Raw genomic sequence first — 11,066 nt, forward strand, 5'->3', positions numbered from 1 at the left:
GACTGGATCAGGCACCGATGACCACTTCCGCTCCCGCTTCTGCCCCTGCCGCCACAGCTTTGGTTGATGCCTATGCCGCAACCCCGCTGCAACTGGGCATGCTGTATCATGTTCTGGCCAACCCGGATGGCGCACTGTTCCTTCAGCATTACACCATGACCGTGGACGGCCCTTTTGACGTTGCCGCCTATGTCGCCGGGTGGCAGGAGGTTGCCAACCGCCACCCGGCCCTGCGGACCTCCTTCCACTGGCAGGGCCTCGACCGCTGCATGCAGGCGGTGTCAGCCCATGCGGTGATTCCCGTCCGTCAGGAGGACTGGAGCGATCCCCCGGCGACCGGACAGGAGCAGCGCCTGCGGGCCCTGATCGAGGAAGACCGTCAGCAGCCGTTCGATTTTGAACGCCCGCCGCTGCTGCGCCTGACCATCGTCCGGCTGTCACCGAACCGGCATGCCGTCATACTGGCGGTACACCACCTGATCACCGATGGCTGGTCCCTGACCGTCGGCATGGAAGAAGTCGCCGCCGTTTACGCCGCCCGCACCGGCGGCCGGGCCGTGTCCCTGCCCCCGGCACCGGCCTTCCGTGGCTATGCGGACTGGCTGGCCCGGCAGGATCTTCCGGCGGCCCGGGCGTACTGGAGCCGGGAGCTTGACGGTGTTGCCGCCAGCCGTCTGCCCCTGCGGCAGGAAGGGGAGCCAACCGCCGACAGTCCGTCCGCCCTGCGCTATGCGGAACAGGTCATTCCGGCCGGGGAAACCGCCGGACTGACAGCCGGACTGCGCCGTCTTGGCCTGACCCCGGCAACACTGGTTCAGGCGGCCTGGGCCCTGCTGCTGTCACGTTTTGAACATCAGGACCGGGTCCTGTTTGCAGTGGCCAGCGCCACCCGCCCGCCCGCCGTGCCGGGCATTGACCGCCTTTTCGGCCCGTTGATGGCCATTCTGCCCTGCGCTGTCACGGTTGATGGCCACCAGACGGTGCGTGACTGGATGGCCGCCATACAGGCCGCCCAACTGGCCGCCCGCGATCATGATTTTCTGTCACCCGCCGAATACCAGCGTCTGGCCGGGTTCTCCCCCTACGATCCGTTCCTGACCTCCATGGTGGTGCAGGAAGACATGCCAGCCCCCCGCTCCCCGGTGTGGGAGAAGGCCGGTCTGGTCTGGAAACCGGTTGATACATGGGATCGCACCGCTTATCCGCTGACGCTGTTCGTCTATACCGGGGAAACCCTGCTGCTGCGTCTGGGATATGACCGCCGCGTCTTCACCGCCGAAGCGGCTTCTGCCCTGCTGGATCAGGTCCACAGCCTGTGTCTGTCCCTGATCCGGCAGGCAGACCAGCCTTTGGGGACCGTAACCCTGCGGGCCGACCCGGCGGCCCGCCCTTCCTGCGGCACAGTCCCGGCCCCGCAGGACACCGGGGTCTCCCTGTGGACCCGGCTGGAAGCGGCCCTGTCCGCTGTCGGCCCGGTCCTGCTGGATGATCAGGGCCGGTCCCTGTCCACCGGGCCGGATCTTCTGGACGCCGCCGCCCGTCTGGATGCGGGGATCACCACGGTTGTTCCGGCCGGTCAGCCGGTGGCGCTGTGGCTTGATCCGGGTGTGGACTATGTCACGGCGATTCTGGCCTGCCTGCGCCGGGGCAGCCCCTATGCCCTGCTCGATCCGATGCTGCCCGCCGCCGCCGTGGCAGAACGGCTGAAAGCCGCCGCAATATCCGGCGTCGTCACCTCTGCAGACCGCTGGGCCGATCTGTCAGCAAATCCGGTTGCTGCCCTGCACGGCATCATCGCCGGAGACCCATCGCACCTGTCACCGCCTGCCCCCCGCCCGGCCCTGACCGCAGAAGCCCCGGTGGCGATGGTCTGGACCAGCGGATCCACCGGCACCCCGAAGGCGGTGGTGCTGACGCAGGCCGGGGTGGTCAACCGCCTGCTGTGGGACCGTACCGCCTTCCACCGAGAGGACACCCCGCGCGGACTGCTGAAGACATCCCCCGCCTTTGTTGACAGCATCGCCGAGGTCTTGCAGCCGCTGTTCGACGGCTTCCCGGCGGTGATCCCCGACCCGGACGCCGCCCGCACCCCGTCGGCCCTGCTGGAGGTGATCCGCCGCACCGGCCCGACCCGGCTGGTGCTGACGCCCTCGCTGCTGCGGGCCCTGCTGGAGGCCGATCCCGACCCCGCCCCGTGGCCGCTCCACCGCCTGCATCTGTCCGGCGAGCCCCTGCCCACCGTTCTGCTGCCCCGCCTGAAGGAAAAACTGCGGCCGGAGGCGGTGGTGCTGAACATCTATGGGTCCTCCGAAGTCACCGCCGACGTCACCGCCGCCGTCCTTGACCTGTCCGCCGACCCTGCCGCCACTCAGGCGGCGGCGGTGGCCGCCATCGGCCGGCCCCTGCCCGGCTGCACCCTGTGGCTGCTGGACGCCACCGGCCAGCCGGTCCCGCCCGGCGCGGTCGGCGAAATCCACGTCGCCGGGGTCTGTCTGGCTCTCGGGTATCATCAGGCCCCCGACCGGACCGCTCTGGCCTTCCGCGACTGGACCGCCCCTGACGGTACCCCGACCCGCCTCTATGCCACCGGCGATCTCGCCCGCCAGCGCCCCGACGGTGCGCTGGTCCATCTCGGACGAAAGGACGGGCAGATCAAGATCCGTGGCGTCCGCATCGAACCGGCCGAAATCGAGGCCCGCCTCCTCGATATGCCCGGAATCAGGGCCGCCGTCGTCGGCGTCATCAAACCAAAGGACGCCGACCCCCGCCTCGTCGCATGGGTTGAACCGGCCCCGGCCGCATCCCACGGCGCGGACAACGGAACCCCAGACACGGAAACCCCAGAAACGGGAACTACCCGGGCAGATCAATGGCGCAGCCTGTACGACCGGACCTATCAGGATGTGGTCGACGGGGATTCACCGCTGGATGACTTCCGGATCTGGCAGAGCGCCGTCACCGGAGAGCCGATCCCGGCCAGTCATATGCAGGCGTGGGTCAAGGCAACCCTTGATCTGGTCCGGGAAGGCCCGGTCACATCGGTTCTGGAAGTAGGGTGCGGGCAAGGGTTGCTGCTGGGGCGGCTGGCCGCCGAAACCGCCCACTATACCGGAACCGACATCAGTGAAACGGCGCTGACCTGCATCCGGCACCTGCAACAGCGGGATCCGGGGCTGGCCCATGTCGGGCTGCTGCACCAGCCTGCGGACCAACCGGTCCCCGCCGGCATGGTTCCGCCGGAGGGATATCAGGTTGCCCTGCTGAGTTCCGTGGTTCAGTATTTCCCCGATGCGGCCTATCTGCTGCGGGTTCTGGAGACAGTGGCCCCGGTCATCGCACACGGCGGGCGGATCATTCTGTCCGATTTGCGCCCCCTGCATCTTCAGTCCGTTCTGGCGGCTGAGATCATGCTGGCCCGCAGCCCGGATCCCCTTGACCGCCACGCCCTGCTTCGCCGTCTGCACGAGCTGACCGCGCACGAGACTGAACTGCTGGTTGACCCCCGGCTGTTCCCGACCCTGAAGGCCATCCTGCCACGCCTGTCCGCCATCGAGGCCCGGCCGAAACCGGGGGTGGAAGACAACGAACTGAACAGCTACCGCTATGATGTGGTGCTGTGGCTTGATCAGGCTCCGGCGGCGGCGGCTTTACCGGACGCAGTCCTCTGGAGCGGGCAGGACGACCTCGCGGCCCGCCTTGCCACAGGCCCGGACACGGTGCTTGTCTCCTCAATCCCCCACCGCCGCCTGACCCGGCCGGGGCAGGCACTGGCCCTGCTGGACGATCCGGACATCACAGATGCCGGACGCTGGCGGACCGTACTCGCGGCCTCGCCGGAACGGGAGGCCACGGATCCGGCAACACTGCGGGCGCTGGCAGAGCGCTTTGGATACCACAGCGCCATCGGCCTCGACCTGTCAGGCGACCCGTCGCAGTTCCGGGCTGCGTTCGTCCGCACGGCGCTGGCCCCGCCCCGGCTGCTGCTTGATCCCGCCCAGACAGCAACCCCGGACCTGTCGCTGATCAGCCGCCCCTACGACGCCCCGGCAGCGACATCCCTGACCGCCCGGATCCGGGACCATCTGCGGCGCAGCCTGCCCCCTGCCTTCGTCCCCGATCACGTGGTCACCGTCAGGGAGTGGCCGTTATCCGCCTCACGCAAGGTTCTGAAGCACCGGCTGCCCCCGGTGACTGTGCCATCCGGGGAAGACAGTGAACGCCCGGCCCCGCAGGGCCCGACTGAACAGCGTCTGGCCACCCTGTGGCAGGCCGTCCTGGGGGATATCCCCCTCGGGCGGGAGGATGAGTTTTTTGACCGAGGCGGCAATTCCCTGATGATGACCCAGCTCGCGTTTTCCATCGGGAAGAGCTTTGCCATCAAATATCCGCTGCGGGCGGCATTCGCCGCCCCGACCCTTCAGGCCATGGCCGCCAGCATTGAAGCGATCATTGCCGGGGCATCCGGAAAGGACAGCACGGCCGAACAGACCCTGATCACCGCAGACGTCGCGATGGCCAACGCCATCCTGCCCCCGCAGGATTCTGCCGCCCTGCCCAGCCAATGGCCGGAGGCCCGAGCCTGCGTTCTGCACACCGGATCCGGCAGTCTGCTGTCTCAGTGGATTCTCCGTCGTCTGGCACAGGATCCGGCCTGCACCGTGCTGTATCTTGGCGGGGACCGGGATCCGGAGACCGCCCGACGCCGCATTGCCGAAGAGTGGACCGCCTATGGTTTCGGCCGCCTCGACCTGCTGGACCGGGTGGAGATCATTCCCGGCCGCCTTGACCTGCCCCAGCTTGGCCTCGACACCGCCGCCTGGGATGATCTGGGCGACCGGGTGGATGTGATCCTGCACGCCGGGGCGCGGATTTCCATGACCGAGTCCTATGCCCAGCTTCGGGCCGCCAATGTCCTCGGCACCCGCGAACTGTTGCGCCTGTGCGTTCATAAACGCCTGAAACCGCTGCATGCGGTCGGCAGCTTTGCCATCATTGATCACAGTCTGGCCGACCGTGACGGCCTGACCGTCACCGAAGACAGCCCCCTGCCGTCATGGGCCGGTCTGGAAAACGGCTACCGGAAAAGCCGCTGGGTCGCCGATGCCCTGATGCAGCGGGCCATCGCCCGGGGACTGCCGGTCACCATCCACCGCATGACCCCGATCTCCGGCGACAGTTTCGACGGGCGGATCGACGCCGGGGAAATTGCCTGGCGGATGGCCCGGGCGATTGTGGAAACCGCCGCCGTTCCGGCCGGAAACCGCCCGCTGGACCTGCTGCCCGTGGATCAGGTGGTGGAGGCCATGCTGACCCTCGCCCGCGATCCGCAGGGCCGTCCGGCGATCCATCATATCACCGGCGGCCAGCCCCTGAGCTGGGCCGATGTGGCGGATGCCCTGCGCGGTCTGGGCTATCCGGTGGAAACCCTGCCTCCGTCCGTCTGGGTGGAGCGGGCCCGGACAGTGGCCCGGCAACACCCGACCGGAGCGGCTGCCGCCGTTCTGCCCTTGGTCAGCGATGACGGCAGCGACCACCGCCACCTGTTCCATGTGGACGGACAGCGCACCCGCGACCGCCTGACCGCGCTGGGGATGACGCTGCGGTCAACCGATGCCGACCTGCTGACCCTGACCCTGTCTTTCCTGATCCGTACCGGCGATCTGCCGGCGGCCCCGTCCCAGTCCATGCAGGAGGTTGTCTGATGACCGCCCACCCGACGCATCACCGTTGGTTTCCGTTCCGGCAGCACCGGCCCGGGGCCGGATGGCGGCTGTTCTGCTTCGCCTTTGCCGGTGGCAGCGCCGCATGGTTCCGCCCGTGGTCTGCCCTGCTGCCGGAGGATGCCGAACTCTGGCCGGTCGAACTGCCCGGTCACGGCACCCGGATGGACGACCCGCTGAGCGATGATATGGACAGACTGTCCCGCGACATCGCCGCCGCGATAGCCCCACAGGCCGACCGCCCCATCGTTCTGTTCGGCCATAGCATGGGATCAGCAATTGTGCTGGCGGTCACCCGGGTTCTGGAAACCGACTACGGCATTACCCCCAGACTGGTGGTGTGCAGTGGCCGGATTGCCCCGCACTGCGTCCGTGGGCGGCAGGTGCACCTGCGCACCGATGACGGCCTGCGGGAAGAAATCATCCGCCTTGGCGGCACGGACCCTAAAATTCTGGAACATCAGGATCTGATGGCCTTCATTCTGCCGATCGTCCGCAATGATTTCCGGCTGATTGAAACATGGGCCCCCGGCCCGGATCCGGTGATCACCCCGCCGATTCTGGTGCTGTCCGGACGCGATGATCTGGACGCCCCACCCGATGCCCTGCCGCGCTGGGGTGATCTCAGCCGGGGCGGGGCGGTCATCGCCCTGTTCGAGGGCGGACATTTCTTCGTCAACGATCAGAGTCCAGCCGTGGTTGCCACAGTGGTCAACGCCGCCCGCCGGGCGGTCTCCGACCTCGCCGCCTGATCCCCCTTTCTGGTCCGGAATATACCGCGATGACCCATCATTTCTCCCGCCCGGCCGACGCAACAGCCGCAGACTGGCGCGCCCGGGAAGCCGCCCATACGGTCTATGGCTGGCAACCACAGGCCCTGCGCTCGCCCCGCCTGTTCACCCATGCCGAAGGATCCGCCCTCTACGATCAGGACGGCAACCGGGTGCTGGACTTTGGGTCAGGCCAGATCAGCGTCAACATCGGGTACAGTCATCCGCATGTTCTGGCAGCGATGGAGCGGCAGATGCGGGCCGTGACCTATCTTGCCCCTTCCTTTGCCACAGAAGCCCGCCTGCGGCTGGCCGAGGCCGTGGCCGCAGTGACCCCGGGGGATCTGAATCATATCTTTTTCACCAATGGCGGCGCAGAAGCCGTTGAAAACGCACTGAAAATTGCCAGGGCGGTTACCGGACGCTGGAAAATTCTGTCGGCGTGGCAAAGCTATCACGGGGCAACAGCCATGGCCTCAGCCGTCTCCGGCGATGGCCGCCGCCTGCTGTCTGAACCCGGCGTTCCCGGTGTGGCACGTTTCAATCTTCCCGGTCTGTGGCGCTCCGCTTTCAATGAAACCGACCCCGAGGCGGAGGTGACACTGGCCCTTGAGGCGGTCGAGACCCTGATCCAGCGCGAGGGACCAACCACCATCGCCGCCCTGATCCTTGAACCGGTTGTCGGGACCAACGGTCTCTACACTCCCGGGACACGGTTTCTGCGCGGTATCCGGACCCTCTGCGACCGTTACGGCATCCTGCTGGTGGCGGATGAAACCATGTCCGGCTGGGGCCGCACCGGCGCCTGGTTTGCCGTCGACCACGCCGGAGTGGTCCCCGATCTGCTGACCACGGCCAAGGGCATCACCTCCGGCTATGTCCCCCTCGGGGCAGTGGCCCTGCGCCCGGCCCTGTATGAGCATTTCCGCGACCGCCCCTTTGTCGGCGGACTGACCACGGAAGGGCACGCCCTTGCCTGCGCGGCCGGTGTGGCAACGCTGGAGGTATACCATCAGGAGGGGCTGATTGCGCGGTCCGCCGAACGCGGGGCATGGCTGCTGGACCATCTGCGTGGCCTTCAGGACCGCCACCCCTGCATCGGGACCGTCCGGGGCATTGGCCTGTTCACCTGTCTGGAGCTGACAGCGGACCGGAACCGCCGCACCCCTCTGGCCGGAACAGGACCGGTTCCCGCCACCCTCTCCCGCGAGATTGCGGCACGATGCCTGAAGGCCGGACTGGTGGTTCTGGCCCGGCAGGACTTCATTTTCATCGCGCCGCCCCTGAGTGTCCCGCAAACCGATCTGGAAGACGGTCTGGCCATCCTCGACACGGTGCTTCAGTGGGTGGATACCCTGTTGCCCGGCAGCGGGGGGCCCCGCAATGAGCGGTGAAAACAGCGCAGCCGCCTCCATCCACCCGTTGGTGGCGGCAGCCCGGCAGGCTCAGGCCCGTATCGAACACTGGGACCAAAACCGGATTGACGAAACGGTGGCCGCCGTTGGCTGGCATGTTCTGCAACCGGCGGCCAGTCAGGCTCTGGCCGAGATGGCGGTAACCGAGTCCGGTATCGGATCCGCTCAGGACAGCCGGATCCGGCTGGAGACACGGGTGCGGGGAACGCTCGGCGATTTGCATGGCATTACGACCATTGGCGTGATCGACGAGGATCCGGCCCTGCGGATTGCCAAATATGCCCGCCCGATCGGGGTCATTGCCGTTCTTGTGCCCTCCACCGCCCCCGCAGCAGCCCTGCTGGTCAATACACTGGTGGCCCTGAAGACCCGCAATGCGGTGATCGTCTGCCCCAATCCTTCTGCCCAGACGGTCACCCGGCTGACGGTGGCACTGGTCCGGCAGGCTCTGGAGCGTGCGGGCGCCCCTTCTGACCTGCTGCAAATGGTTGAGTCCCCCACCCGCCACCATGCAACGGTCCTCGCCGAAAACACCGATCTGGTGATTGCCACCGGCGGTTCCGCAACCGTGGAACGCGTGCGCCGGACCGGAACACCGACCCATGCCGCCGGACCGGGCAATGCGGTGGTTCTGGTTGACGCCACCGCCGATACTGTCAGCGCCATCGCCGCTGTGGTGGCCGGGAAAACGTTCGATAACGGCACATCCTGCTCTGCGGAAAGCTGCATGGTTCTGGAACGCCCGATCATCGCTGCCGCCCTGGCCGCCCTGACCGAGGAAGGGGTTCATGTCTGCTCATCCGGGGAGGCAGACCGGCTGCGGGCAACCCTGTGGCCGGACGGCAAAACCCTGTCCCGGGCCGTTGTCGGCCGCCCCGCCCCCGAGGTGGCTGCGCTGGCCGGTATTTCCGTTCCGGACGGCACACGGGCGCTGGCAGCATGGGCCGCGCCCTTACCAGCCGCAGATCCATTCGGCGGTGAGAAGCTATGCCCTGTCCTTGGGCTGTACAGTGCCGAGGATTTCCCTGCCGCCGTCACCGCCGCAGCCAGCCTGACCGAACGGGTCGGACCGGGCCACAGTTGCGCCCTGCACACCACAACACCACAGCATATTGACGTTCTGGCCCGGCAGGCAAAGGTCAGCCGTATCATGGTCAATCAGTCCACCGGAAATGGCAACACCGGCAGCTTCGGGAACGGCATGCCGTTCACGTCTACGGTTTCCTGCGGGACCTGGGGAAAATGCACCCTGACGGAGAACGTCGGCTGGCGACAGTTCCTCAATACCATCTGGGTCTCCATGCCGGTTCAGCGCCCGGTTCCCCGATGGGAGGACCTGATGGCCCCCTGGACATCGTCCCCCCGCTTTCACGGCCTCCCCTCTTCCTCAGTCAGGATGTTTGCCCAATGACGGCTTCCCCTTCCCCCTCCCCGGCAGCACCCCGGACCGGTTTATGGACACTGCTGGCTCTGGCGGCACCGATTGCCCTGTCCCAACTGTTTCAGATCGCCAATGCCATCATTGACACCGTCATGGCCGGGCACCTTGGCACCCTGTCACTGGCAGCGGTCTCGGCCGGCATCTCGCTGTGGGTGCCGGTGATGACCGTGATGGTCGGTTTCCTGTATCTGCTGACCCCGACGGTCGGCCGCCTGATCGGGGCCGGTAAGCCCGACGAGATCGGCCCGGCTCTGGCCGTTGGACTGATCACCGGACTGTCCTGGGGCGGGCTGGGCGCTCTTGCCCTGTGGTTCGGCAGCGAAACCCTGTTTACCCTGATCGGAGTCAGCCCGGAAATTATCCCGGAAGCGGTGGCGTACATCCATTATGTCGCCCTTGGTTTTCCCGGTTTCGGACTGTTTCTGGCCCTGCGCTTTCTGATTGAAGGGTTCGGGATGCCCCGCCTGATTACGGCGGTCACCATTCTGTGTGCGGTGGTCAAGGGGATCCTGACCTATGGCTTCCTGTTTGGCGGTCCGGCGTTCTCCGCACTGGGGCTCCCGGTTCTGGGGGCCGTTGGCTGCGGCCTGTCCACCGCCCTTGTGCTGTGGCTGTACGGCGGGTCCGTTCTGGTGATCAGCCTTGCCCACCCCCGGCTGCGTCCGGTCTGGCGGAGCCTGCTGGCCCGTCCGGCGGTCAGCCTCGGGGCGGTCTGGCGCTTCTGCATCACCGGGCTGCCGATTGCCCTGAATCTGCTGTCGGATTATGTGGTCATGGCGGTGGTTGCTCTGGCGATTGCGACCATTGGGCCGGTTGCAATCAGCGCACATCAGATTTCTTATACGACGCTGAATGTTCTGCTGATGATTCCGATTGGAATCGGAATGGGCGGTGCCGTACTGGTGGCGCAGGCTTCGGGGGCGGGAGACCGCGCCCAGACCATCCGCTGGATTTCCCTGTGCCTGTCAGTGTGTACGGTGCTTCCGTTAGGGCTCTCTGCGCTGATCCTGCTTTATCCCCACCAGATTGCCGGGCTGTCCTCCACCGACCCGGCTGTCGTTTCTGGCAGCGTCGAACTGTTGAAAATCATCGGCCTGCTGCTTACCCTTGATGCTCTGGTGATTACGACAGCGTTTCTGCTGCGTGGTCTGGGAGATCACCGCGGCCCGTTCCTGATCACGGTCTTCGCCCACTGGGGGGTCAGCCTGCCGTCCGGCTGGCTGCTGGGCAGCAGCTCAATATTCGGCGGGGCCATGGGGGCCGCTGGATGGTGGTGGGGGCTGCTGCTTGGCCTGTCCGTTGCTCTGGTCGCCTCGCTCCTCCGGCTGTGGGGGATACAGGGCAAAAGGACCCCTGACATCGCCCCTGCCACCTCCGAAAGCCTTTCCTGATTGAATCAGCACCGGTTTTTCGAAGAAAGTTCTCTATTTTTAATAATGAGAGAGCGTTTTCAGCCGCAGAATCGGTGCCTCCTTTTCCTGAAAACGCTCCAGACACCTCCGGACACTCTGTTTTTCTGGCTCCAGAGTGCGGCAGGCGGGCCCGATGAGCGACAGCGGTGGCGATAAGAGAGTTCCTAAACGAACCCCCCCGCCCTCATTTCTGTGGGCGGGGGGGGGTTCGTATATTGGTTGCGGGGGCAGGATTTGAACCTGCGGCCTTCAGGTTATGAGCCTGACGAGCTACCGGGCTGCTCCACCCCGCGGTGTGGTGTTTCGGT

General features: G+C 66.4%; 5 protein-coding genes and 1 tRNA gene. 5 read left to right on the plus strand and 1 reads right to left on the minus strand.

Translation table 11 applies throughout. The features are described 5' to 3' along the window. The first annotated feature begins 17 nt into the window (after positions 1 to 17). The 5 genes from FHS48_RS17900 to FHS48_RS17920 are packed head-to-tail and all read left to right on the plus strand — an operon-like array spanning position 18 to position 10,737. Positions 18 to 5,702 (plus strand): condensation domain-containing protein, encoded by a 5,685-nt coding sequence (locus FHS48_RS17900; protein WP_184265606.1) that lies wholly within the window; start codon positions 18 to 20, stop codon positions 5,700 to 5,702. Next, positions 5,702 to 6,472 (plus strand): thioesterase II family protein, encoded by a 771-nt coding sequence (locus FHS48_RS17905; protein ID WP_184265609.1) that lies wholly within the window; start codon positions 5,702 to 5,704, stop codon positions 6,470 to 6,472. Before FHS48_RS17900 ends, FHS48_RS17905 begins: the two co-directional genes overlap by 1 nt. A 29-nt stretch (positions 6,473 to 6,501) precedes the next feature. Beyond that, entirely contained in the window at positions 6,502 to 7,884 is a 1,383-nt protein-coding gene (locus tag FHS48_RS17910; RefSeq protein ID WP_184265612.1) for an aminotransferase class III-fold pyridoxal phosphate-dependent enzyme, read from the plus strand. Further along, positions 7,874 to 9,316 carry an aldehyde dehydrogenase family protein gene (locus FHS48_RS17915; RefSeq protein WP_184265615.1) on the plus strand — a complete coding sequence of 481 codons (1,443 nt, stop codon included), beginning with the start codon at positions 7,874 to 7,876 and terminating at the stop codon, positions 9,314 to 9,316. The genes FHS48_RS17910 and FHS48_RS17915 overlap by 11 nt, the downstream gene beginning before the upstream one ends. Next, positions 9,313 to 10,737 carry an MATE family efflux transporter gene (locus FHS48_RS17920; RefSeq protein ID WP_184265618.1) on the plus strand — a complete coding sequence of 475 codons (1,425 nt, stop codon included), beginning with the start codon at positions 9,313 to 9,315 and terminating at the stop codon, positions 10,735 to 10,737. Before FHS48_RS17915 ends, FHS48_RS17920 begins: the two co-directional genes overlap by 4 nt. A gap of 237 nt (positions 10,738 to 10,974) precedes the next feature. Here the strand turns inward: FHS48_RS17920 and FHS48_RS17925 are convergent. Continuing rightward, positions 10,975 to 11,051: transfer RNA gene (locus tag FHS48_RS17925), tRNA-Met, on the minus strand. Positions 11,052 to 11,066: the final 15 nt, after the last annotated feature.

Origin of the sequence: Novispirillum itersonii (genome assembly GCF_014205675.1) — a bacterium.
GTDB lineage: Bacteria > Pseudomonadota > Alphaproteobacteria > Rhodospirillales > Rhodospirillaceae > Novispirillum > Novispirillum itersonii_A.